Origin of the sequence: Mesorhizobium sp. WSM4983, from assembly GCF_029625765.1 — a bacterium.
Lineage (GTDB): Bacteria > Pseudomonadota > Alphaproteobacteria > Rhizobiales > Rhizobiaceae > Mesorhizobium.
In genome coordinates this window covers 1-23,049 of record NZ_JARTVM010000006.1, presented here as the reverse complement: position 1 = coordinate 23,049, position 23,049 = coordinate 1, and the positions used below count along the sequence as shown (strand labels likewise).

The following is a 23,049-nucleotide window of genomic DNA, read 5'->3' as shown; positions in this document are numbered from 1 at the left end:
GGCGCGTTCGAACGCTAATCGCCTGTCGTTCTATTCAAGGCGGGGCATCTGACACTGTTTTCACGACGGACGCGGTGCGCGCCATCCAGACAAGATGAGGTTCCTGTACCCGGCGGGCCCGTCCCCAAGGAAGAGCAACGTTATCGCCTCTTTGCTTCGGGCTGGCGACGGCGCATCGCACGCTTATCCCGCCATTCGTAAAGGGAATAGACAAGCGGGATGAACCATGGCTTGCCGCGGTAAAACGGCACGGCCTTCGGAGCGGGGTCGAAATCGAAGGCGGACTGCGCCTTTTCGGTTTCGCCGAGGATCTTGAAGGCGGCCTTCTTGCCCAGCCAGCGGGCCCAGACCACTCCGGAGCCGCAGAAGCCGGTGGCGTAAACCGTATCGCCCGAGGTGAAAATCCGAGGCACCATGTCGCGATGCATGGCGACCTGGCCAAACCAACTATGCGTCAGGCCGACGCCCCTCAGTTCGGGGAAAATTCGGCCAAGTTCGCTGCGCAAATGAGTGGTCGGCGCCAGCGCGTCACCCGCCGTGGTGCCGTCCCTGCCGCCGAAGAGGATGTGCGATCCGTCCGCCGAAGGGCGATAGTAATAGCTGAGCTGGCGCATATCGCCATACATCATGCGCTTCGGCATCAACCGGTCCATGACGCCTTCTGCCAATGGCTCGGTAGCGATGATGCGGCTGCGCACCGGCACAATACGGCGTCGCAGCCAAGGATCGAAGCCGTCGGTATAGGCATCCGTGCAGATCAGCACCTTCCTGGCGAGAACGTCACCGCGCGACGTTCTCACACGGACCCCGCCGGCCTCGGCGATGGTTCCCGTAACGGCTGTGTTCTCATGGATTACCGCTCCGGTTGCCATTGCCACCCGTATAATACCCGCAAGCAGCTTGGCCGGATGCAGGCCACCGGTATCCATCCGCACGAATCCACCCGTGTAGAAATCCGTCCCGATATAGGTCGGCACGTCCAACCGGCCGACGGGATGAGCCTCGATGCCCAGAAAGCGCCGCAGTAGATCGGCGGAGCGGCTGAGTTCGTCGCATTCATCAGCGTTGATCGCGCCGACGAACAGGCCGGAGAGATGGAAGTCACACTCCACCTTCTCCTCCTTCAGAAAGGCCCACAGGTCTTCCCGTGCGGCCTTTCCCTCCATCAGGATCTCGGTGGCGCGGGCCTCGCCGAATCTTCTGATCAATTCCTTGCGCCCGGGTCGAATGCTCCCGCTCGCCATGCCGCCATTACGACTGGAAGCCGCCTGCCCCAGCGACTGGCGATCGAAAAGCTGAACACTGCGACCGGCACGAGCAAGCTCGATGGCCGCCGAAAGTCCTGCATAGCCTCCCCCAACGATCGCCACGTCGCATTTGGAGGCGACCCGGCGGACTGGGAGGGGAGAGAAGGTGCAATCCTCCCACCAATAGGGCGTGGATTTGAAGGGGCCAGCGGAATCGGCGGTCATGGGAACATACCAGCTTTTGGTCGGGTCGGCGGGCAAGCGCAAACCGGTCAATCACGTGAGACCCAGAGTTTGCGCGTGGTTTCGATGGCACGCCATACGCCGGTGAATCCCGGATGCATGACGAAGGCGTCGCCAGCCGCGATGCGGCGCGGCGGGCAGCCATCCTCAGTGAGTTCGGAGACACCCGAAAGGATGTAGCAGAACTCGAAAGTCTCGCCCTTAATCGAACGATAGGCGCCAGGCGTGACCTCCCCGACCCCTGCCTTCACGGCGCCGTCTGCGGTCTGGGCGATATCCCAGCTCAGAAAACGTGGATCGCCCTCCACAAGGCGGTCGGGCAGAGGCTGCCCTTCGCGTGGGCGCGGAAGAACATTCTGGTCGATGAACGTCAACTTGGACATAGGGATGTGGCCTTTCTGCGCGTTGAACGCCGTTCGAACCAAAGTTGCCGCTCCAAAAGCTTCAAGGCAGTCAGTCCGACGACATTGAGGGTGAGGTAGAAGACGGAGGTGATGATGAAAATGTCCATAATGGCGAAGGTTTCGCTCATCAGGCGTTTGGCCCAACCGGTGATTTCGAGCACAGCGATGGTCGAAGCGAGGCTGGATTCTTTGACGATGATGGCAACCTCACTGCTGTAGGATGGCAGCGCTTGTCGCAAAGCCAGCGGGAACTTAATCCGGCGCAAGATAATCCAAGGCGACATGCCGCAGGCTTCCGCCGCCTCGATCAGCCCGCGCGGCAGGGATAAAAACGCGGTTCGAAAGATTTCGGCTGTGTAGGCACCGGTGTTCAACAGGACCGCGAGAATGGCTGCGTGCAGGCCGTCGCCGATCAGCCACCAAATCACCGGGTTGGAGCGAAAGAACCCGACCTGCCCTAATCCGTAGTAGATCACGAATATCTGCACCAGCATGGGCGTGCCGCGAAAGACGGCGCAATAGGCGTCGGCCGCCGTGCAAACCAAGCGATTGCGCGAAGTGCGCGCGAGCGCCACCAGGATGCCGAATGGCAGTCCTAAGCCCACGCCGAACACCGAGATCAGAAGCGTTGTCTTTGCGCCGGTGAGAAGGAACGGAATCGCATAGGCAATAATGGTGAAATCCATTCTAACCTCCGCTGAAGCCGCGATTGATATGGCGCTCAGCCAGGCCGAACAGGGTCTGGCTGACTGCTGTCATGGCGAAGAACAGCGAGGCAGCGATGCAGTAAAAGAGAAGTGGCGAGCGCGTGATGCCCGCCGCGATAGCCGCCATACGCATGAGTTCCTGCATGCCGACGATGGAAACGAGTGAAGTATCCTTGATCGTCATCTGCCAGACATTGTTGATCCCGCCGAGAGCAAGTCTCAACGCGAGCGGCAACGTGATTCTGAAAAAGGCGACCGATCGAGGCAACGCCAAAGATTTCGCGGCTTCAAGAAGACCGTTGGGAACGGCTTCCAAAGCGCCTCGCATCACCTCGATCGAATAGGCGCAGGAAATGGTCGCGATGGCGAGGATGCCGATAATGGACGGGTAGGCACTTTCAGCCATGTCTCGGTAGCCGAAGGCAACGGCTATCTTCTGCACCCAGTCGACAGAGCCAAAGAACAGGAGATAGATCACAAGAAGACCCGGCACGCCGCGGACGACGATGCTGTAGACATCGATCATCTGGGACAGCACCGGGAGCCGCTGCCAGCGCGCTATGGCAAACGGGACGGCTGCGATCAACCCGATCATCATGCCGACCAGCCCGATGCAGATCGTCACGAAGGCGCCGCGCAGCAAAGCGAGTCCCCAGCCCTGCTCCACAACCAGCGACCAGATAGTTTCAAACATGGATGACACCCGTCGGGCCGCCGCGGGCTGCGACGGCCAGTTGTTGCGAGAGGATCACTTATTGCACGGAATGGTGTAGTCGTCCTTGAACCACTTGAGGGAAGACTCCTTGATCTTACCTCCATCGATCATGTTGCAGAGCGCGGCATCTACCTTAGCCTTGAGTTCGGCATTCCCCTTGCGCATGCCGACACCCATGCCGTGGCCGAGGGTTTCAGGATCGCTCATCGCCGTAATCTTCACATCGATCTTCGTGAAGTTGGCGCCGTCCGGCGTAGCGAGGAAATCCATCCAGGTCGGGGAGTCGCCGAAAGCGGCATCCAGGCGGCCAGCCGCAAGATCAGCGGTCTGCTGAGTGGTGGCATCATAAGTCTTGAGATCGGCGCTGGTCGCCCGCTTGCCGATGAATTTGGCATAGGTCGTGCCTGTCACGACGCCGACACTCTTTCCCGCGAGCGCCTTTTCGATCTCCTCGAGACTCTTGAGACCGGCAAGAGCGGAATCTTTGGGGACCACGAAATAGAGCGGCGTGGTGGCGTACGGGATGGAGTAGTCGATCTTCTTCTGGCGCTCGGCAGTGATGCCAAGGCCGGAAATGATCACGTCGAAGCGGTCGCTATCCATTGAGGGAACCAGCGAACTGAAAGCCTGCACCACGAATTTGCACTTCATCTTGAGTTCGGCGCAGATACCGTTGGCAACGTCGGCGTCGAAGCCGGTGACGTTTCCGTTGGCGTCGGCCATGCTGAACAGCGGCGCGTCCCCTTCCGTGCCGACGCGTAGGACGCCTTCCTCGGCGCGCGCGGCACCGGCTGCGGCGGCGAGCATGAAACCGGATACGAAAATCGAACGAAACGTTTGAACTGAAAGCATGAGTGTTACCCTTTTTCTTGTTCTGCTGAAGAAAACCGCGATCACGCGGCGGCTGGCATGACGCTGGAGAGAAACCGTTTCACCGCCTCCGAGGCAGGGTTGCGAAACAACTCTTCCGGCGCATCGTCCTGCTCAAGGATACCTTTGCGCAGGAATATCATTCGGCTCGACACGTCGCGCGCAAACCGCATTTCATGGGTGACGAGAAGGATGGTCGCCCCCTCTTCGGCCAGCGTGCGGATCACCTTCAGCACCTCGCCCACGAGTTCCGGATCGAGCGCGGATGTGGGCTCGTCAAAAAGCATGATCTTTGGTCGCATCGCCAGCACCCGTGCGATCGCCACGCGCTGTTGTTGACCGCCTGAAAGCTGACTGGGATAGCGGTCGCGGAATTCGGCCATCCCCACCTTGGAAAGCGCCGAAAGCGCCATATCCTCGGCCTCCCGCCTTCCTTTCCCGAGCACGTAGACGAGCGCCTCTGTCACGTTGCCGATCACGGTCCGGTGCGGCCAGAGATTGAAGTTCTGGAACACCATGCCAGTCCGCTGGCGAAAGAGCCGGATCTTCGCGCGGTTGGTGATTTCGCTCTTGCCCGGTCGATTGGTGGTGATGGAGATTGCGTCGCCCATCACCTCGATCCTCCCTGAGGTCGGCGTCTCCAGAAAATTTATGCAGCGCAACAACGTGCTCTTTCCCGAGCCAGACGCGCCGATAAGGGATATGACCTCCCCTTCCGCCATCTGGAAAGTGACGTCGTTAAGGATCCTGACCGCGCCGAAATTCTTACTGAGTTCATGGACCTTTAGAACCGGGGCCATGTCATGGCGTCTTCGGTTCCATTCAGATCGCACCTTCTCAACATGGGGCTGGCCCCGGCTGTCCATCGTCTGCGCGAGTTCGTTAAGTGTTAGGCGACTGTGACCATCGCTCCCACTTTCGTCGGTGACGGCGCCGTCTATGGCGCTCCTCCTCGAAACGGTTCGATATCCCTTGCTGTCAGTCACGTTCATCGGCTCGCTGCCTCTAGCAACTATTTGAAACCAATCTCGGGATTCTTAGTACCAATATGACATTGGTATCGCAACCGGTGTCAAGATAGATCAAATTGGTTGCGAGAAAAATCTACAGGAACAGCTTACATTTGGCGCGTCGGATCCAATTCGCGGAATGAAGATCATCGCAGATAATCCGCCCCTCGCCCGGCCTCAGGCGAACATAGACTCGCCTATCGCTTCCTAAACAGAATGTTCGGGCCCGCTCCGCCGGGCCGCCCACGCGTCGCCGCCGGCGCCGAGCCCGCGCCAGCGGCAATAAGGGACGGCGGCGGCAAGGTGACGGGTCGGCAGCGGTCGGGGAACCCGATCCGGTTCGAGCACGTCCACATAGCGACGAGATCCCACGCGCCGGCAAACGCCTCATTCCAACGCCGCCGTTGCGGAACGATTAGCCGCTGCTCGATGTTGATGCGACATCGGATGGCGAATCCATGGAACGGCGCGACAAGGAACAGGAGAACCTTTCCCGGCTCGAACGGGCCGCGCAGCGGACTGCCGATCCGAAAACGATCCAGCAGCAGGCGAAAAAGCCCGAGGAAAAGTTCCGCTTCAGCTTCCGCAAGGAAGACCTCTGGTGGACGGCTGGTTTCGCTGCCGTAGCCTTGCTGCTCTTTGCCGTCCAACTTCTCATCAATTGGCGCGTGGAATGGTTTGAGGCGCCTTTGCGCGCCCGCGTGCTGAACTACGTCTGGGGCGGCCTTCTCATCTTCGTCATGTTGACGATAGCGAATATCGTCGAAGTCTTTCTCATCGGCCGAATTCCCAATCGCGTTTCGCGCTTCAACCTGAAACGAATCTTTCGATTGATCGTCGTGGTCGCCGTCGTCTTCGTGGCCATCTCGGTTCTGTTCGTGAACTGGTACGCCGCCGTCGTTTCGCTCGGGCTGATTTCACTGACTCTCGGCTTCGCGCTGCAGATGCCGATCTCCAGTTTCATCGCCTGGATCTATATTCTGGCCCGGGCGCCCTATCGCGTCGGCGACCGGATTCGCATCGGCGACGCCCATGGCGATGTCATCGACGTCAGCTATCTCGACACGACGTTGTGGGAATTCGGCGGCGAACATCTTTGGACCGATCATCCGAGCGGACGAGTCATCAAATTCCCGAACTCCACCGTGTTCGACACGCCGGTCTTCAACTATTCCTGGCCGCTGTTTCCTTATGTCTGGAACGAAATCAAGTTCCAGCTCGCCTACGACAGCGATCTGGAATTCGTGGCGAAAACCATGCGAGAGGTCGTGGACGAGCAGATCGGCGACATCATGAGCCAGAAGGTGAAGGTCTATAAGGACATCCTGTCGAAAACGCCGGTGGACGAGTTGCAAGTGAAGGAGCATCCGGTGGTGCATTTTCGCGTCAGTGAAAATACCTGGCTCGAAGCCATCGTGCGCTACCTCGTGCCGCCGAAGGAAGCTGGGCGCACCAAAACACGCTTGATCAAGGAAATGCTGGCGCGAATGAATGCAGAACCCGATCGCGTGCTGTTTCCGAAGAGCAATTTGCGGTGAACTTCCCGGCAGCTTGGTAGAGCGAGGTCGTTCGTATCCGTCCATGGCTTGTCAGTTCATTGGCCAGACGATCGCCAGCATCGGCACGGCAACAATGACGACAAGAAACGACAGCGGCAGCCCCAGACGCGGATAGTCGCTGAAACGATAGCCTCCCGGCCCCATGACAAGGGTGTTGCATTGGTGCCCGATCGGCGTGAGGAAGTCGCAGCCGGCGCCGATGGCGACAGCCATCAGAAATGCTTCCGGCCTGTAGCCCAGATCGGCGGCGAATTCCGACGCGACGGGCGCCATGACAAGCACGGTGGCGGCATTGTTGAGGAATGGCGTCACGGCCATGGCGGCAACGAGGATGAGCATCAGTGCGCCGGGCGCCGGAAGAATGGTCCCGAACCTGGCAAGCTCTGCGGCGACCAGCGCGGTCGCCCCCGTAGTGCGCAGCGAATCGCTCACCGGGATGAGAACGGCGAGCATCACCAGGATTGGGCCATCCAGCGACTGGTAGACGTCGCGGAGCGGGATGACCTTGAACAGCACGATCCCGACCGCGGCCGCAAAGAAAGCGACGGGAACAGGGAGCAGACCCACGGCAGTCGTGAGCATGGCAAGGGCGAGGATTACCACGGGCACGATACCCTTGCGCACGCTGCCAAGAAGGATAGGCCTTTCCGCCAGCGGCAGGCAGCCTAGTCCGCGCAGTGTCTCGGGCATTGTGGTTGCATTGCCCTGCAACACGACGACGTCGCCGAGCCTTAGCTCGACCTTGGCGAGCCTGCGATCGAGGCGCTGGCCGCGACGGCTGACAGCCAGGAGGTTGACGTTGAAGCGATCGTAGAGGGCAAGTCGCTGGGCCGTCCAGCCGATCAAAGGCGAGCTTTCGCCAATGACGGCCTCGATAGCGACCATCTCGCTGGTGGTGACCTCTTCATTCACCCGATCGCCCGTGACGCTGAGCTTGCCTTGCGAGACAAGGCGATCCAGCGCTGCCGGGTCGCCTTCGAGCAACAGGATGTCGTTCACCTTAAGGACGGCATCGGGCAGCGGCGTCATCCGCATCGTGCGATTGCGCAGGATCGACGTCACGACGGCATCGCCTCCGGCAAGCTTGATGACGTCGGCGACGGTTTTCCCGAGCACGGTGGAATCGCCGACAACTCGCGCCTCTGTAAGGTAGTCCTTGATGTCGAGGGCTTCATTCAGCGCCCCGCCGAGCTTTTCGCGCACCGGCAACAGCCAATAGAAAGACAGCAGAAAGATCATTCCGGCGGCGGCGACGGCCGCTCCAACAGGCGCGAAGTCGAACATTGTGAACGCCGTTCCGGTCAGCTGCTCTCGCACCCGGGAGACAACAATGTTCGGGGACGTGCCCACCTGCGTCATGAGACCGCCGAGCAATGACCCGAATGCCATGGGCATCAGAAATATCGATGGCGAGGTGCCGGACCGGCGCGCGAACTGAAAGGCGATCGGGATCATGATCGCCAGCGCGCCTATATTCTTGACGAAGGCAGACAGGCACGTCACCACGATCACCAGCAGCGCCAGTTGCGAGCGAACTCCCGACAATTTCGGAGCAAAGCGCGCGATGGCGAGTTCCATGATGCCCGATCGCGCTATGCCTGCGCTCACCAGCAGAGCACTGCCGACAATGATCACGATATCGTCGCTAAACCCGCTGAAGGCTTTGTCGAACGGCACAATCCCGACGGCGAGGGCGAGCAACAGCGCCGCGGCAGCGACGAGATCATAGCGATAGCGGCCCCATACGAACGCTGCCATCATCACGAAGGTGACGGCGAACGACAGGATTTGCGGCATGGTCATGTCTTCGGCTGCTCCGCAAGCGGCTGATCAGAACGCCCAGACTGCTCCTTTGTTGCTTTGGCCCGACGGTCTTGGGCTGCTGGCGGAGCTGAAGGCCATCGCGCATGAGCGCGGCCCATCGCCCGGCTCTGCCCTCGCGCGCGGGCGAAATTGCCCTATCGCTTGCTGAAGAAGCCGGACAGAATGTTCGGGCCGGCTTCGCCGGGCCGCAGCCTGATGCCGTCCTCGAAGCAGTTCAGCGTCACGCATTCGAAGCCGCTGTGGGCGAGCAACGCCACCAGCGAGTCGCGGTCGAAGTGGTGCAAATGCTCGTTGGGGAGACGCATACGCCAGCTTCGGAACCAGGCGTCGCCGTCGGCGCCGAGCTCGCGCCAGCGGCAATAAGGGACGGCGACGGCCAGGTGCCGGGTCTGCAGGCGGCCGAGGAAACCCAGATCCGGGATGTGTTCGAGCACGTCGAACATGGCGACCAGATCCCACGAACTGGCCAGCGCCTCGTCCCAACCGACAAAGCGGACGCCCGCGGGCAGCGGGAACTCGGCGATGTCGTAGCCGGCGCAATCGGCGACCCCGGTTATCTTCGCGGCTTCGATGAACGTGCCGGTGCCGTATCCAACCTCCAGCACCGAGCGGGGGATCGCGCCGGTCAATCCCAGCACCCAGCCAAGCCGCTGATATCCGAGCTTGATCGTCCGGTCGCTCAGGTCCTCGTAATAGGAAATATATTGCTTGTCGTATTTGATCGGCGTGAAGTCGATTTGGTGGATCACGCCAAATCGGTCCATCTCGTAATTGTCCAACATCAGTGTGCTGCCCTCCGGATTCCCTTTCTTATACGGCGGCGCTAAACGCAGCGTAACCGGCGGGGCCGGCGACGCAGCCAAGCAAGGGCGGCAGATGAGCAACAAGCAGCCTACCCGCCATTCCTCTTCGCCTCGCTTTCTGTTTCAATATCTCCTCATTCGCTCGGGAGAATCTCCATCTCAACCGATCCCTTCGCCCCTCTTCGCGAACGTTTCCTCACCCGCTGCGCCGGTCAGCTCGCGCAGTTGCAGGCGGCGCGCGAGGCGCTGCCCGGCTCCGACGTGACCAAGCTCGCGCATTCGCTCGCCGGCGCGGCCGGCACTTTCGGCTTTGCGGAGATCAGCGTGCGGGCGTCAGAGCTGGAAACGCTGCTCATCGAGCAGGCGGAAGGCGGCGATGTCCGCGCGGCGCTCGATGCCTTAATCGGGGAGATCGAGCGGACGCTGGCCTGACGGCACCCGCCGGGCTCACTTTTTGGCGGCGCCGAGGCCGGTCCTGGTCATCTCGCCCCAGCCCTGGTTGCCGCGCAAGAATTGCCACCAGCCTTTCACGCGCCAGAAATTGTTGAGCTGGCGGTAGCCGAAATTCTCGACCACGGCGGCCGCCGTCAGAACGGCGAGATCCCTGGCGCGCGGAAAGCGCTGCAGCTCGGCCTCTTCCAGGATGAGCGAGCAGACGCTGACGCAGACGCCATAGGTGAAGATCAGCGAAGTGAAGGCCAGGAGATATTCGGCCGACAGGATGCCGAGCAGCCAGAAGGCCGGGATCAGGATATAGCCCAGCACCTCCGCCACCGGCCCCAGAACGTCGACGATGAAGATGTGGCCGAAGCCGAGGAAGCCGACGCGGCCATAGCGCGGGTTCAAGAACATGGCGCGGTAGCGGAAGAAGCATTCGAGCGCGCCGCGCTGCCAGCGCGTGCGTTGCCTCGCCAGAACGCTCAGCGTTTCCGGCGCCTCGGTCCAGCACACCGGCTCGGGAATGAACTGAACGCGGTATTTGCGCTTCTTGTCGCGCATGTGGCGGTGCAGCTTGATCACGAGGTCGAGGTCCTCGCCCATCGAGCCCTTGGTGAAGCCGCCCACCGCCACCACTTCGGCGCGGCGGAACATGCCGAAGGCGCCGGAGACCAGCATCAGCGTGTTGACGCTGCTCCAGGCAAGCCTGGCCATCAGGAAGGCGCGCAGATATTCGACCACCTGGAAGAGCGGCAGCAGGCGGCTCGGCAAATGGACCTCGCGCACCCTGCCGGCCTCGATCTTCGAGCCGTTGGCGATGCGGATCGTGCCGCCCACCGCGATGGTGCGCTCGGGATCGTCGATGAAAGGCTGGGCGGCGCGCATCAGCGCGTCGGGTTCGAGGATGGAATCGCCGTCGATCACGCAAAAGAGCGGCGCGCGGCAGACATTGATGCCGGCATTCTGCGCGTCCGCCTTGCCGCCATTCTCCTTGTCGACCACGAACAGCCGCTCGGTCATCGGCGAGGAATAGAGCCCGCGGATCGGCTTGTGCGCCAGCGCGTCCTCGTAGGGACGATGGAACTTCACCAGCTTGAAGCCCTCGATCAGGCGCTGCAAGGTCTGGTCCTTCGAGCCGTCATTGACGACGATGACCTCGAAATTCGGATATTCGAGCGCCAGCATCGAATGGACGCTCTCCACCACATTCACTTCCTCGTTATAGGCCGGCACCAGAAGCGCGATTGGCGGCGCGACCTCGCCGTAGCGCTGCCAGAGCAGCGCCGAGCGCGCCACCGGCGGGCGCTTGGACAGCGCATAGCCGGCGAGGACGAGCTGCAGCAGATAGATTGTCGTCTGCGCCAGCCCCGCCGCGATGATTAACCAGGACAGGATGGTGGCGGCAAGGACGATCTCGTCGCTCCAGTCGGCAATCATGCGGCCGGCCCCTCGGCAAGAATGAGCGAGGCGGTGCGCTGGCTGCGCGAGACCTCGCTGTCGGCAATCTGGCGCAGCAGCCGCTCGCCCGGCTGGCCGAAGGAGCGCAGCGCTTTGGCGGCGGCATAACGCACGTTCCAGACCTCGTCGTCCAGCAGCCTGGACAGCGGCGGGGCAAGTTCGGGAAGGCCGAGGCGTCGCGCGGACTCGGCGGCGGCGGCGCGCACGTCCCAGTCGTCGTTTGCCATCGCGCTCGTCAGGATCGCCGGCGCATCGGCGTATCCGGTGAGGCCCAGCGCGCGCAGCGCCGCGGCGACAACCTCGGGCGAGGCATCGCCGGCCAAGCCGGCGAAGAAGGCGGCAAAGCCGAAGCCGCCGGCGCGGGCGAGCGCGTCGATCGCGGCCGCCCTGATGAAGGGCACGGCGTCGACGCGCGATGCATGGATCGCAAGCTCGTTGAAGCGCGTGCGCGGAAAGCGCCTGAACAGTTCGATCAGGCGCCGCGAGCGCTGTCCCGCCACACCGATCTTGTCCAGCGCGACGCCGAGCAGGGGCAGGCTGCCGAGATCGCAAAGCGCGATGGCGGCGGCGATCCTGACTTCGCGCGAGCGGTCCTGGTCCAGCGCCGAAAGCAGGCTAGCCGTCGCATTCTGCGACCCCAGCGCCGCCAGCATCTCGGCCGCGTGGATGCGTTCGGCCACATTGCCCCGTTCCAGCTGCCTGCCGACGAGGGCCGGCAGGCCGCATTCGTTGAAGGCGACAAGGACCTCGTCACGCTCCTCGCCGCGCAGCAGCGAAACGAACTCGAAGCCGGCCTCGATCGCCACGCCCGGCGGCACCGAAAGAATGGCCGTTTTCAGCGTCTGGCGGTCGCGATCTTCGGTGAAGGCGATCAGCGCCGTCAGAAGCTGGCGCCGCTGTCCGGCTCTGGCGCTGTCCCGGCGCTCCCGCAGCAAACGGCGCGCGATCAAAAACAGCATGATCACCAGGGAGAGCGCGCTGAGCAGTATGGAGAGATTCCAGACGTACCACATGGTCAGAACCGCGCCGTCAGCCCGAGCCCGAATATGCTTCGGTCGAATGTCGGGCGTTGTTCATGCGCGATGCTGGCGCGCAGCGTCAGCGGATCGCTGACGTCGACGGAGAGGCCGCCAAAGACGGTGCGCGTCGGCACCAGCGTGCCGTCGGAGATTTCGGGGGCGTCGGCATAGCCGCCGAAGAGATTGACATGCGGCGTCACCGCGAGGTCGGCACGAAGCACATAGCCGTCCGCGCGCGTCCCGATATCGTCCTCGGCATGCACCCAGCGGGCGGAAAGCCCCAGACGGCCGTCGAGGAGATAGCCCTGCAGCCAGGGCTGGATGCTGGTGACGTCGGCGTCGGCGAAATTGTCGTAGCGGGCGTCGATGTTGAGCGACAGCGGGCCGAAGACCTTCGCCGGCGCCACGACCTGCCACGAAGCGCCGGCGCCCAGCGAATAGCGCGCCAGAAAGTCGGCATCCGGCGTCGCCGCGGCCAGCGCATAGGCGGAGAAGGCCGGCGAGAAGGCCTGGTCGACGCGGCCCTCGATCTGGACGTCGGTGTGGTCGAAGCGGGTGGCGAGCCGCGTGCGGCCGGAGATCGTCGTTTGGGGCGACAAGCGATAGGCAAGGCCGGCCGAACTGTCGGTCCAGTCGCCAAGCCCGTCGGTGAGATCGCTTACCTCGCTGCCGAGGTCGAGCCGCCATTTGCGCGGCGGCGGCACGGCCAGCCTTTGCTCGACATCGGCGGAACCGGGCTCGATGGCGAGCGCCAGGCTGTAGGCCTGCCGCGCGGCCTCGTCGTCGCCCTCGGCACGGCGCACATCGCCGAGCCCGACCAGCGCCTCGGCATTGCGTGGATCCAGCGCCAGCGCGCGCTGCAACGATTGCCCGGCCCGCTGGTAGTCGGCCTCGAGCAAGGCGATTCTCGCATCAAGGCTGAGCGCCTCGACATTGTCCGGCGCCGAGGCCAGCACATCACCGACCAGGGCGCGGGCGCGCGGCGCGTCGCCCTGCCAGATCGCCAGGCGCACCTTGCCCAACCGCGCGTCGAGAAGGCCGGGCCTGATCGCAAGCGCGCGGTCGAAAAACCGCCCGGCCTCGTCGAAGCGCTGGGTGGAGCCGACGACGAGGCCGAGCGCGACCAGGGTGTCAGTGTTCCTGGGCGACAGCTTGAGCGCGCGGCGATAGGCGGTCTCGGCCTCGGGCAGCTTTCCCGCCGCCCGCAACCGCCTGCCCTGCTCCAACTGGATGGCGACGGGATCGGGCCGCCGGTGGGGCGGCTTCTTCGCCGGCGCCGCGGCAGCCGGAACCGGCTTCGCCTGGCTGGCCTGCTTGGCCTTGCGGATGTTCTCTAGAAGCGCTGCCGCGTCGGCATTGCCGGGCTCTGCCTCAGCGACCTTCTCGGCGAGCGGCAGCGCCGCATCCAGATTGCCGGAGCGGAATTCGACCTGGGCCATGCCGAAGCTCGCATCGCGATAGGCCGGGGCAAGGGAAAGCGCCCTGGAAAAGGCGTCGCGCGCCGCCGGCAGATCGTTGCGGCCGAGCTCGGCGAAGCCAAGCTGCACAAGAGCGTCGGCATTGTCAGCTTTCAACGCCAGCGCGCGCCGGAAACGATCGGCGGCCTCGTCGAAATGCTGCGCCTGCCTGGCCTTGACGCCGGATGCGTAGAGCTCGTCGACAGTCTGCGCCAGCGCCGCGCCGGGAGCGGCGGCGATCGCCAGGATCAGACATGCGGCTAAGGCTGAGCGCCGGCCGCGCCGCATCAGCGCTTCCCGCCCTTGCGGGCGATGAGACGCGCCAGCCGGGCCAGTAGCTCCTCGGGAATGAACGGCTTCACCAGATAATCGTCGGCGCCCTTCTCAAGCGCCGAAACGATGTCCTTCTCGGCCTTGCGCGCGGTCAGCATCACCACCGGAGTCTTCGACAGCACCGGGTCGCCCTTGATGCGCGCCAGCACCTCGATGCCGTCGGCCTTGGGCATCATCGCGTCGAGCACGATGATGTCGGGGCCATCCTGCTCCGCCTTCGCCAGCGCCTCGGCGCCGTCTACCGCTTTGATGACCTCGTAGCCCTTCGCCCTCAGCCTGAATTCCATCAGCTCGAGCAACAAGGGATCATCATCGCAGATCAGAACTCTTGCCTTCGCTCCATCCACCACCAGTCCTGCTCCGGTTCCATCGCCCCCCGGAGAGATGACGCCGCGCGATCTTAGATAAAGCCGATTCGCGGCGGCCGCATTTCGACACAATCACTAGATGAATATTGGGCCATGGTATAGGAGCGGCAAACGCAAAACCGACCTTGCCGACAGGCATCTTTTGCGCGGCTTTCTCGCCGGCTAAACCGGGCCGGAACGCCCCAAAAGCAGCCTTCTCACCTCGCCTGCAAGCGCCAGCGGGTCGAACGGCTTGGCGATCACTCCCACGGCTCCCATGGCGAGATAACGCTCCACCTCATGCGTCTGGGTGCGTGCCGTGATGAACGCCACCGGAATCGCGGCCGTCAGCGGCGAATCGGCCAGGCGCCTCAGTGTTTCCGGCCCGTCCATGTCCGGCATCATCACGTCGAGCAGGATGAGGTCAGGGCGCCAATCGGCGGCATCGGTCAGCGCTGCGATGCCCGAGGCGCTGGACCGCACCTCGAATTCCGGCTCGAGTTCCAGCGACATCTGGGCGATTTCGCGGATGTCGTCCTCGTCATCCACATAGAGGATCCTTGCCGGCATAATCATCACTCCTTGGCACTGGAGGCGGGTCTGGCGCTATCGAGCGATGAGACCAACATGCTCCTGACCAGCCTGGCGACATCGATCTCCGACGCCTTAGTCTTGGTCATCATCGCCTGCACCCGGTCACCGAGGTTCTGATCCAACTCGGCCGCCGAGAACACGATGACTTGGGTTTCCAGCGGCAGATCGATGAGCAGATCCAGTCCCGATCCGTCGGGAAGCAGTATGTCCAGGATGACCAGGTCGAAGCGATGCTTTGCGACCGCCTTCCGCGCCTCCTGCAGCGTTTTGGCGGAAGCGATCAAGACGCCCGGACCCAAGCCAGCTGACATCACGGCAAGGACGCCCTCGTCGTCCTCGACGTGGAGGATCCTCGGCCTCCGCTCGACCTTGCTGGCGAGGATCTTGGCGAGAGCGGCGTGAAGGCGCGCTGAATCCACCGGCTTCTCCAGCCAGTCGACGATGCCGATGGCGGTTCCGTTCAGCGAGCGCCTGGCCTCGTCGGCGATGGCGGAGATGACGATGACCGAAATCTCGGAATTCACCGGTGAGACCCTGATGTCGTGGAAAAGCTTGATGCCGGATTCCCCGGCCAGCTTGATGTCGAGCGTCAGCGCCACATAGTCGCGGGAGTTCAGGAGCGCTTTTGCGGTACCGATATCGGGGGCGACATCGCTGGAAAAGCCGTCGGCGTCGAGAAGCGCTGCGATCACCGCAGCGATGTCGGGCTCATCCTCGCAGATGAGGACGCGCAGGCGGCCATCGCGCTTTCGCGACCGGCGCTCGACCAAAACCGGCTTCTCGACACTTCTCTGCGCTTCGGCAAGATCGACTTGAAACGAGGTCCCCTTGCCTTCCTCGCTTTCGAAGGAAACGGCGCCGCCGAGCTTTTCCACGATGGTCTTGACGATGCTCAGGCCCAGGCCGGTGCCCCCCTTCTTGCGGGTGCTGGAGGCATCGGCCTGCTCGAACTTGCCGAATATGCGGCTGCGGAACGCTTCCGGGATGCCGGCGCCTTCATCGACAACGGAGATGCGCAGCATGTCGCGCTCGCGACGCTGGAGCTTCACCATGACAGTGCCGCCGGGATCGGAGAACTTGATCGCGTTCGACAGCAGGTTCGCCATCACCTGGTGCAGGCGATCGGGGTCGATATTGGCTTCGGCGCGCGGGGCATCGTCGACCAGGACGATGCGGATCCCGCTATCGGCCATGTAATTGGAACTGGCGGCGATGGCCTGCTCCAGGACCGCACGCACTGGCATCTGCTTGATTTTGAAGGTGATGACGCCCGACTCGATCTTCTCCATGTCGAGAATGTCGTTGATGAGGAGAACCAGCCTTTCGCTGTTGTTGTGGGCGATGTTGACGAGGTTGGCGGCCTTGGGCGGCAGCTCGCCCGCGACGCCGGCTGCGATCAGGCCAAGCGAGCCGCGGATGGATGTCAGCGGCGTTCGCAATTCGTGGCTGACCGTGGAAATGAAGTCGTTCTTGAGCTGGGCGTTTCGCTTCTGCTCGGTGATGTCGCGATTGTAGGTGATGACGCCGACGATCTTGCCGGCCTCGTCGCGGAACGGCGCCTTCAGCGTGTAAAGCCAGCCCTGCCTGCCGTCAGGCAGGAGCGCGGGCTGATCGATGCGCAACGTCTGCCCGGCCTCCAGCGCGCCCATTTCATCCTGCCTGAAGCGCTCGGCCACGTCCTTGGGATAGAAATCGAAATCCGTCTTTCCGATGAGGTCCTCGACGGAGGCGGCGCGCACCAGTTCGGCGGTGGCTGGATTGGCCGCGATGAAGCGCCCCTGAGCATCCTTCACGTTGAGACTGTCCGGCAGCTCGCGAACCATGGCACGGAATATCATGTTGGACATGGCGAGATCGCGTCGCCGCTGCTGCCGGTCGAGCAGCACGGCAATGATGAAGGTGCTCAGGAAGCGGAACAGGAGCGACGGCAACGTGCTCTGCTGCACGAAGCCGGTCACGACCTGCGAGGGAATGACCAGAAGCGTGATGAGCCCGGCCAGCGCGACCGACAGGCCGAGGCCGAATATGTCGAACATGGTGCGCGAGCGGACCGCGACGATGTGGTGCCAGGCCAGACCGACGACGGCGGTGATCAGGATGCTCATGACGCCGACTTCGGCGCCCTGACCGCCCAGGTGAAGACGATAGGCGATGGAGCCGGCAGCGGCGATGAGCATCGCCGGCCATCCGCCGAAGAACGCGGCCGCGCCGATAAACGCGGCACGCAGGTCGACGATGAAGCCGGAGACGGACAAGGCCGTCGCCATGGAAATGACCGCGCCCGCGCACATGACCACGCCCAAAAGCAGCGACTGTGCCCGCCGCGAGAGACGCCCGGTGAAATCCGCCACAAGGTCCCAGGCGACGATAAGGATGGAGACCAGCGCAAGATTGGCCAGCAGTGAGTGCCAGATCTCGGTCATGATTTTCCGGCTCCGTTTTTTCCGACAAATACCGGCAAAACCTATCCGAGGTCTAAAGAGGGAGCGGGACCGGCCTAGTTTGCGGGGTGGTGAGCGCTTGGCGAAGGGCAGCGATCGACCGTCAAAGTGGCCTGATCGTGTCTGGCCTGCATCGCCCGTGGCCGAGCATTGTCGGGCAATGCTCAAGCTGCGCTCCACATCGAGGTTGCCGACGTTTTGTTGCTTTACACTGGCGACCGCTTCGGGCAGAAGGCCGGTGAGCTTGCCGCCGGCTGCCAGGTGGGCCACATCAGCGGGCAAACTGCCACAACGACATGCAGATTCGGGCCTCGGCGACGGCCTGCGGCTGCGGGCCGCGGCAAGCCGCTGTTTCCGTCTACAAGCCGCTTGCACTGAAGCTGGTTTTTGCTGTGCCGTTCAGCAACGGCGTAGTGGCGCTGGAGTACCGACGCATAGAGCCGAAGAGCTGACCCGAGGATTTCAGTTCCGCGCGCTACTTCTGCCGGAAGGCCGTATGCAGCGACGTGGTCAGCGGCCCCAGAATGTAGTCCAGCGCGGTGCGTTCCTCGGTGACGATCATGACCTGCGCCGGCATGCCGGGATAGAGCTGGATCTGCGGCGCGGCGGCGAGTTCCTGCTGATTCACCGCCACGTCGGCAACGTAATAGGGAAAGCCGGTCTTGGCATCGGTGACGCGGTCCGCCGAGACGCGGGTGACGCGGCCGTGGATGACCGGCGTCGTGCGCTGCTTGTACGAGGTGAAGCGGACCTCGGCCGTCATGTCGGCGCGCAGGCTGGATATGTCCTCGACCTTGACCTGCGCTTGAACGATCAGCGAATTCCTGGTCGGCACGATATCCAAAATGGTCTGGCCGGGCGCGACGATCGCGCCGGTCGAAAAGACGGTCAAGTCCATCACCTGGCCGTCATAGGGCGCGCGCACTTCGGCGCGGTCCACCGTGGCCTGTGCGGCAAACATCTTCGGCACCAGATCGGCAAGGTTCGACTGGGTGTCGATCAGCATGGCCGAAAGTTTTGCGCGACGCTCGTTGGTGAGCTGCGCGATCTGGCTTTCGAGTTCGGCCTTGCTCTGGCGATTTCCGGCGATCTCGCCGAGCGCCTGGTCGATCAGGCCCTGCAGATCGGAGGCCGAGCGGTCGAGCTCCAGGATACGCGGCTTCGTCGTCAGTCCCGCCTTCAGCAGCTTGTTGAGGCTTGCCTTTTCGTCGATCGTCGACTTGAGCTGCGCGCGAAAGGATTCGACGCGCGCCTGCTTGCCATCGATCTGCTCGTCGAGCTCGGCGATGCGCTTCTGCAGGATCTGCCTGGCGCCGGCCATCGAGGCGCGCTGGCTCTCGAGGTCGGCAATCTGGTTGGCCATGGCGTCCTGCAGATAGGCCTGGTGCTCGGCGGTGATGTCGTTCGGGAAGGCAACCGCCTCATGGCCGTCCAGCTCGGCGCGGATGCGGGCATCGGTGGCGCGCAGCAGCGCATATTGCTGGGAATAGAGGTTGAATTCCGACCGGGCGCGGGTGTCGTCGAGCAGCACCAGCACATCGCCGGCCTTGACGATGTCGCCATCCTTGACCCGGATTTCCTTCACCGTGCCGCCATCGAAATGCTGGACGCTCTTGCGGTTGCCTTCGACCTTCACCACCGCATCGGCAAGCACCGCGCCATTGAGCGGCGCGACCGCGGCCCAGCCGCCGAACACGCCGAAGAAGGCGGCGATGATGAGCAGGCCGATCCACACCGGTGCCCGGATCGAGTCCGCATTGGCGCCCGCATCTTCGGTGCCGGCGAGGTTGCGATAGGTAGCGGCGATATCGGTCATTGGGCCGCCACCGTGATCGGTGCCGCGCGCTGGTTGAGCAGCGCCACGATCTCGTTTCTCATGCCGAAGGCTTCGACCGCGCCATCCCGCAAGAGCAGGATCTTGTCGACATTGGCCAAAGTCGAGGGCCGGTGCGAGACGATGATCACCGTGCTGCCGCGACGCTTCAGCTCCAGCGCGCATTCGGCCAGCGCGCGATCGCCGTCGGCATCGAGATTGGAGCTCGGCTCGTCGAGCACGATGAGGTTCGGCAGGCCGAAGACGGCGCGGGCAAGCGCGATGCGCTGCCGGTAGCCGCCGGACAGCACCGCCCCGCCCTCGCCGATCTGCGTCTCGTAGCCTTGCGGCAGCCGGGTAATCATCTCATGCACGCCGGCGAGCCGTGCCGCCTCGATCACCTCGCGGTCGACATCGGTCTTGAAGCGGCCGATATTGGCGGCCACCGTATCTGAAAACAGCTCGATGTCCTGCGGCAGGTAGCCGATATGGTCGCCGAGCGCCTCCCTTCCCCACTGCGTCATGTCGGCGCCATCGAGCCTGACCGTGCCGCGGCTCGGCTGCATGATGCCGGCTAGGTGACGCGCCAGCGTCGACTTGCCGGCGCCGGAAGGGCCGACGATGCCGAGCGCCTCGCCTGCTTCGAGCCGGAACGACACATCGCGCAGCAGCACCTTCTGCAGGCTGGGAATGGCGAAGCTCAACTGCTCGACGGCGACCTTGCCGGAGGGCTTCGGCAGGTTGAACGAGCGTTCGCCCTGCGCGCCGCCGTCCAGCAGCCTCTCGACCCTGCCAAGGGCGGCCCGCGCCAGGATCAGGCTGCGCCAGAGGCCGACGATCTGCTCGACCGGCTGCAGCCCCCTGCCCAGCAGCAGGCTGGCCGCAAACATCGAGCCGCCGGTGATCTGTCGCTCGATCACCAGATAGGCCCCGAGGCCGAGGATAAGCGACTGCATGGTGAGGCGCAGGAAGCGGATCAGCCCGGACATGACCGCTGCCCGGTCGCTCGCCCGCCCCTGCTGGCCGAGCGCCAGGCCGCGATCGCGCCCCCAGCGCCGGACGAGGCCGTCGATCATGCCCATGGCGCGGATGACTTCCGCGTTCCTGAGGCTCATTTCGGTGAAATTGTAGTTGGCCGTGGCAAGGTCGTTGGCCTGCTTCAGCGCCGCCCGCACGATATATTCGTTGAGCACCGCCATGGCGATGAGAAGCAGCGAGGAGCCCAACGCGAAGAAGCCGAGCCAGGGATGCAGGAGGAAGATGATGCCGATATAGATCGGCGACCAGGGCAGGTCGAACAGGGCATGAATACCGCTGCCGGTGATCACCTGCCGGAAGGTGTCGAAATCGCGGACCGGCTGGCTTGGCGAGGCACCCTGCGACGGGGTCTCGACGGAAGCCGCCAGGATCCTGGCCGAAAGCAGCCGGTCGAGCCGCGCGCTGGCGCGCGTCAGGATCGCGGCGCGCACGAGGTCCAGACCGGCGAGCGCCAGGAACGCCGCAAGCAGCACCAGCGTCAGCATCACCAGCGTCGTCTCGCTGCCGCTGGTGACCACCCGGTCGTAAATCTGCAGCATGTAGAACGGCGATGCGAGGTAAAGCAGATTGATGGCCAGGCTGAACACCGCCGCAAACAGGAAATAGCGGCGGCAGGCGCCAAGCGCTTCCCTGACGATCCTGGATTTGTTGTCGAGACTCAAAATACCCAGCGGCAGAACCGCCCCCTGTCCAAACTGCATGGCCCGGAACGATACTACTCCGGATCCCTCGCCCGGCCACGCGATCCGCTGGTAAACCTGTCGTAAACCTTAATTCGTAAGCTGAATCCTGTAGCGGGATACAGGTGAGCCGCGCGGGCGTGGCTCACCTCTTTGGTTACAGCACGAAGTCGCTGGCCGTCAGTCCGAGGTTGACGCCGGTCAGCGTGATCTGAAACTCTGCGCCACCGCTTCCGTTGACGTCGGCTCGGACGATCGTGTTGCCGCCGACTTCGGACCAGGTGATGCTGTTGGCGACGGTGGCCGAGGTCTGACCGCCGAACAGGAAAGCCTGGTCGCCGGCTGCTGAGCTGGCGTCGATCGAGGAGAGATCGATCTTGTCGACGCCGTGCACGAAGTCGGTGATGGTGTCGTTTGCGGCGGTTGCGGGCGAATCCGAAAAGGCTGAGCCATAGTAGAAGGTGTCTGCTCCCAGACCACCCGTAAGCGTGTCAGTGCCGGCCCCGCCGACAAGCTTGTCAATGCCATCGCCACCGTTGAGCGTGTCATTGCCGCTTTGGCCGAACAGCGTGTCGTTGCCCGCCATGCCGAGAATGATGTCTGCGCCGCCGTTGCCGTAGAGGACGTCATCGCCACCGTTGGCTCCGTTAAGGGCGTCGCTTGAATTGCCGTTGCTGCCAGTGATGACCTGGAACGTCTCACTATACTGGTACGGTGGTCCTGCGGGGTCGCCCACTTGGGTTGCCTGCACGGTGATGGAATAGGCCTTGCTCGGCGAAAGATCTCCGGAATTCAGCGTGCTGCCGGTGATCGAGAACAGCCCCGGGTCTGATTGCGAAGTGATGCTGTAGACGAAGCTGCCGGGGTCCGGATCGGTGGCGCTTAGTGTTCCGGTGAACTGGAACGAGCTGAAGTTCACATCCCCGGTGGTGGTGCTTGGTGTAAGCTGGATGTCAGTCGGAGCAAAGCGCGGTGCGCCGTCGTCAGCGCCATTAATGGTAATCGAGACCAGTTTCGCCGTGCCGTCCTCGGAGAAGACAGTAAAGCTGTCGCTCAAGGACTGGCTGCCGGTCAAGGCATTGACCGTCGGATTCGAGTTGTCGAGCGTGTAGGTCCAGACTCCCGCGGCGGTCACGGTGTAGCTGCCGTAGCCGAGCGCGCTGGCCGTCGCTGAATTGACGGCCTGGAAGGCGTCCGTACTGTTGTCGACATCAGCCGACAGAAGGTCCCCGGTGGCGGTCGGCGTGCCTCCGCCATTGGAGGTGCCCGCTTCGATGACGGTCCCCGCCGAGGTGCCGCTGATCACCGCGGCGTCGTTGGCGCCGTGGATGGTGATGTCTATCACCTGCTGCGTGCCGTCGACGGTCGAGACCGTCACCAGTTCATGCAGCGTGGTGTTCGCGCCGCTGCTGTTGAGCGCCTGAACGGTCGCATTGTTGTCGTCGAGCGTGTAGCTCCAGGCGCCGTTGGCATCGATCGAGAAAGTGCCATAGCTTTTGGCGACTGCGGCCTGCATGTTGAAGGTCGCGGGATTGTCGACGTCGGTCGCATTGAGGTCGCCCGAAGCGAAAGCATCGCCAGGTGTGCCGTTGGCGACGCCGCTCTTCTCCGTGACTGAGACATCCTGGGCGCCGTTGACGGTGATCACCGCCGCGTCGTTGGCACCGTTGATCGAGATGACGATGTTCTGCTGGGTGCCGTCTGAGGTCTGCACGGTGATGGTGTCGGTCAGCGCCGGATCGCCGGCGTTGAGCGCCTGCACCGCGGCATCGTTCTCGTTGAGCGCGTAGCTCCACTCGCCGGCGGCATTGATGGTCAGCGTGCCGTGCACGCCGTTGCTTACCACCGAGAAGTCGGTGCCGCTGTCGACGTCGCTGGCGTCGAGGTCGCCGGTCGCCGGCGAGGTGCCGGCCGTGCCATTGGCAACGCCGGAGGCCTCGGTGACCGAGCCGCTCGCATCGCCGGTGATCACCGCCGCGTCGTTGGTGCCGGTGATGGTCACCGTCACCGTTCCCGTCGCCGTGCCGTCCTGGCTCGTCACCGTGAAGC

19 protein-coding genes are annotated in these 23,049 nt (G+C 63.3%); 2 read left to right on the top strand and 17 right to left on the bottom strand.

Going from position 1 to position 23,049, the window contains the following annotated elements; translation table 11 throughout:
• Positions 1-140 precede the first annotated feature (140 nt).
• The 6 genes from P9254_RS17845 to P9254_RS17820 are packed head-to-tail and all read right to left on the bottom strand — an operon-like array spanning position 141 to position 4,986.
• Complete coding sequence (locus tag P9254_RS17845) at positions 141-1,472, bottom strand: NAD(P)/FAD-dependent oxidoreductase (RefSeq protein ID WP_278056075.1); 1,332 nt, start codon at positions 1,470-1,472, stop codon at positions 141-143.
• Between the two features lie 47 nt (positions 1,473-1,519).
• Positions 1,520-1,873 (bottom strand): cupin domain-containing protein, encoded by a 354-nt coding sequence (locus tag P9254_RS17840; protein WP_278056076.1) that lies wholly within the window; start codon positions 1,871-1,873, stop codon positions 1,520-1,522.
• Entirely contained in the window at positions 1,861-2,580 is a 720-nt protein-coding gene (locus P9254_RS17835; RefSeq protein WP_067329696.1) for an ABC transporter permease, read from the bottom strand. The genes P9254_RS17840 and P9254_RS17835 overlap by 13 nt, the downstream gene beginning before the upstream one ends.
• A gap of 1 nt (position 2,581) precedes the next feature.
• Positions 2,582-3,295 (bottom strand): ABC transporter permease subunit, encoded by a 714-nt coding sequence (locus tag P9254_RS17830; protein WP_095801181.1) that lies wholly within the window; start codon positions 3,293-3,295, stop codon positions 2,582-2,584.
• Positions 3,296-3,349: 54 nt separating this feature from the next.
• Positions 3,350-4,168 carry a transporter substrate-binding domain-containing protein gene (locus P9254_RS17825; RefSeq protein ID WP_278056079.1) on the bottom strand — a complete coding sequence of 273 codons (819 nt, stop codon included), beginning with the start codon at positions 4,166-4,168 and terminating at the stop codon, positions 3,350-3,352.
• Positions 4,169-4,209: 41 nt separating this feature from the next.
• On the bottom strand, positions 4,210-4,986 hold the full coding sequence (locus P9254_RS17820) for an amino acid ABC transporter ATP-binding protein (protein WP_067330146.1): 777 nt from the start codon (positions 4,984-4,986) through the stop codon (positions 4,210-4,212).
• A 668-nt stretch (positions 4,987-5,654) separates the two neighbouring features.
• Between P9254_RS17820 and P9254_RS17815 the strand changes: the two genes are divergently transcribed.
• Positions 5,655-6,734 carry a mechanosensitive ion channel family protein gene (locus tag P9254_RS17815; protein ID WP_127239984.1) on the top strand — a complete coding sequence of 360 codons (1,080 nt, stop codon included), beginning with the start codon at positions 5,655-5,657 and terminating at the stop codon, positions 6,732-6,734.
• Between the two features lie 51 nt (positions 6,735-6,785).
• Here the strand turns inward: P9254_RS17815 and P9254_RS17810 are convergent, their stop codons facing one another.
• Both P9254_RS17810 and P9254_RS17805 read right to left on the bottom strand, forming a co-directional pair.
• On the bottom strand, positions 6,786-8,558 hold the full coding sequence (locus P9254_RS17810; protein WP_127325847.1) for an SLC13 family permease: 1,773 nt from the start codon (positions 8,556-8,558) through the stop codon (positions 6,786-6,788).
• Between the two features lie 155 nt (positions 8,559-8,713).
• On the bottom strand, positions 8,714-9,466 hold the full coding sequence (locus P9254_RS17805) for a class I SAM-dependent methyltransferase (RefSeq protein WP_278056080.1): 753 nt from the start codon (positions 9,464-9,466) through the stop codon (positions 8,714-8,716).
• 42 nt (positions 9,467-9,508) lie between these two features.
• Between P9254_RS17805 and P9254_RS17800 the strand changes: the two genes are divergently transcribed.
• A complete protein-coding gene (locus tag P9254_RS17800) occupies positions 9,509-9,814 on the top strand; it encodes an Hpt domain-containing protein (protein ID WP_082954100.1) in 306 nt (101 codons plus the stop codon).
• 15 nt (positions 9,815-9,829) lie between these two features.
• On the opposite strand, the gene P9254_RS17795 is transcribed toward P9254_RS17800, so the two are convergent.
• The 9 genes from P9254_RS17795 to P9254_RS17755 form a co-directional block, all read right to left on the bottom strand.
• The gene (locus P9254_RS17795; protein WP_067329678.1) at positions 9,830-11,257 is read right to left on the bottom strand and encodes a glycosyltransferase family 2 protein; all 1,428 of its coding nucleotides are present in this window, start codon (positions 11,255-11,257) and stop codon (positions 9,830-9,832) included.
• Complete coding sequence (locus P9254_RS17790) at positions 11,254-12,291, bottom strand: HEAT repeat domain-containing protein (RefSeq protein ID WP_278056081.1); 1,038 nt, start codon at positions 12,289-12,291, stop codon at positions 11,254-11,256. Before P9254_RS17790 ends, P9254_RS17795 begins: the two co-directional genes overlap by 4 nt.
• Before the next feature lie 2 nt (positions 12,292-12,293).
• Complete coding sequence (locus tag P9254_RS17785) at positions 12,294-14,042, bottom strand: YaiO family outer membrane beta-barrel protein (RefSeq protein ID WP_278056082.1); 1,749 nt, start codon at positions 14,040-14,042, stop codon at positions 12,294-12,296.
• The gene (locus P9254_RS17780; protein ID WP_067000929.1) at positions 14,042-14,434 is read right to left on the bottom strand and encodes a response regulator transcription factor; all 393 of its coding nucleotides are present in this window, start codon (positions 14,432-14,434) and stop codon (positions 14,042-14,044) included. The genes P9254_RS17785 and P9254_RS17780 overlap by 1 nt, the downstream gene beginning before the upstream one ends.
• Positions 14,435-14,617: 183 nt before the next feature.
• The gene (locus P9254_RS17775; protein ID WP_095801341.1) at positions 14,618-15,004 is read right to left on the bottom strand and encodes a response regulator; all 387 of its coding nucleotides are present in this window, start codon (positions 15,002-15,004) and stop codon (positions 14,618-14,620) included.
• Between the two features lie 5 nt (positions 15,005-15,009).
• Positions 15,010-17,451 (bottom strand): ATP-binding protein, encoded by a 2,442-nt coding sequence (locus P9254_RS17770; RefSeq protein ID WP_278056084.1) that lies wholly within the window; start codon positions 17,449-17,451, stop codon positions 15,010-15,012.
• Between the two features lie 493 nt (positions 17,452-17,944).
• Positions 17,945-19,285 (bottom strand): HlyD family type I secretion periplasmic adaptor subunit, encoded by a 1,341-nt coding sequence (locus P9254_RS17765; RefSeq protein ID WP_095824821.1) that lies wholly within the window; start codon positions 19,283-19,285, stop codon positions 17,945-17,947.
• A complete protein-coding gene (locus P9254_RS17760; RefSeq protein WP_278056085.1) occupies positions 19,282-21,021 on the bottom strand; it encodes a type I secretion system permease/ATPase in 1,740 nt (579 codons plus the stop codon). Before P9254_RS17760 ends, P9254_RS17765 begins: the two co-directional genes overlap by 4 nt.
• A 136-nt stretch (positions 21,022-21,157) precedes the next feature.
• The coding region (locus tag P9254_RS17755) for a VCBS domain-containing protein (RefSeq protein WP_278056086.1) at positions 21,158-23,049 on the bottom strand (1,892 nt) is incomplete at its 5' end.

What these genes read in the sequence shown, in the direction of transcription:
- P9254_RS17845 (WP_278056075.1), bottom strand. Translation starts at nt 1,472, where the DNA reads ATGACCGCCGATTCCGCTGGCCCCTTCAAATCCACGCCCTATTGGTGG.
- P9254_RS17840 (WP_278056076.1), bottom strand. Translation starts at nt 1,873, where the DNA reads ATGTCCAAGTTGACGTTCATCGACCAGAATGTTCTTCCGCGCCCACGC.
- P9254_RS17835 (WP_067329696.1), bottom strand. Translation starts at nt 2,580, where the DNA reads ATGGATTTCACCATTATTGCCTATGCGATTCCGTTCCTTCTCACCGGC.
- P9254_RS17830 (WP_095801181.1), bottom strand. Translation starts at nt 3,295, where the DNA reads ATGTTTGAAACTATCTGGTCGCTGGTTGTGGAGCAGGGCTGGGGACTC.
- P9254_RS17825 (WP_278056079.1), bottom strand. Translation starts at nt 4,168, where the DNA reads ATGCTTTCAGTTCAAACGTTTCGTTCGATTTTCGTATCCGGTTTCATG.
- P9254_RS17820 (WP_067330146.1), bottom strand. Translation starts at nt 4,986, where the DNA reads ATGGCCCCGGTTCTAAAGGTCCATGAACTCAGTAAGAATTTCGGCGCG.
- P9254_RS17815 (WP_127239984.1), top strand. Translation starts at nt 5,655, where the DNA reads ATGGAACGGCGCGACAAGGAACAGGAGAACCTTTCCCGGCTCGAACGG.
- P9254_RS17810 (WP_127325847.1), bottom strand. Translation starts at nt 8,558, where the DNA reads ATGACCATGCCGCAAATCCTGTCGTTCGCCGTCACCTTCGTGATGATG.
- P9254_RS17795 (WP_067329678.1), bottom strand. Translation starts at nt 11,257, where the DNA reads ATGATTGCCGACTGGAGCGACGAGATCGTCCTTGCCGCCACCATCCTG.
- P9254_RS17790 (WP_278056081.1), bottom strand. Translation starts at nt 12,291, where the DNA reads ATGTGGTACGTCTGGAATCTCTCCATACTGCTCAGCGCGCTCTCCCTG.
- P9254_RS17785 (WP_278056082.1), bottom strand. Translation starts at nt 14,042, where the DNA reads ATGCGGCGCGGCCGGCGCTCAGCCTTAGCCGCATGTCTGATCCTGGCG.
- P9254_RS17775 (WP_095801341.1), bottom strand. Translation starts at nt 15,004, where the DNA reads ATGCCGGCAAGGATCCTCTATGTGGATGACGAGGACGACATCCGCGAA.
- P9254_RS17770 (WP_278056084.1), bottom strand. Translation starts at nt 17,451, where the DNA reads ATGACCGAGATCTGGCACTCACTGCTGGCCAATCTTGCGCTGGTCTCC.
- P9254_RS17765 (WP_095824821.1), bottom strand. Translation starts at nt 19,285, where the DNA reads ATGACCGATATCGCCGCTACCTATCGCAACCTCGCCGGCACCGAAGAT.
- P9254_RS17760 (WP_278056085.1), bottom strand. Translation starts at nt 21,021, where the DNA reads ATGCAGTTTGGACAGGGGGCGGTTCTGCCGCTGGGTATTTTGAGTCTC.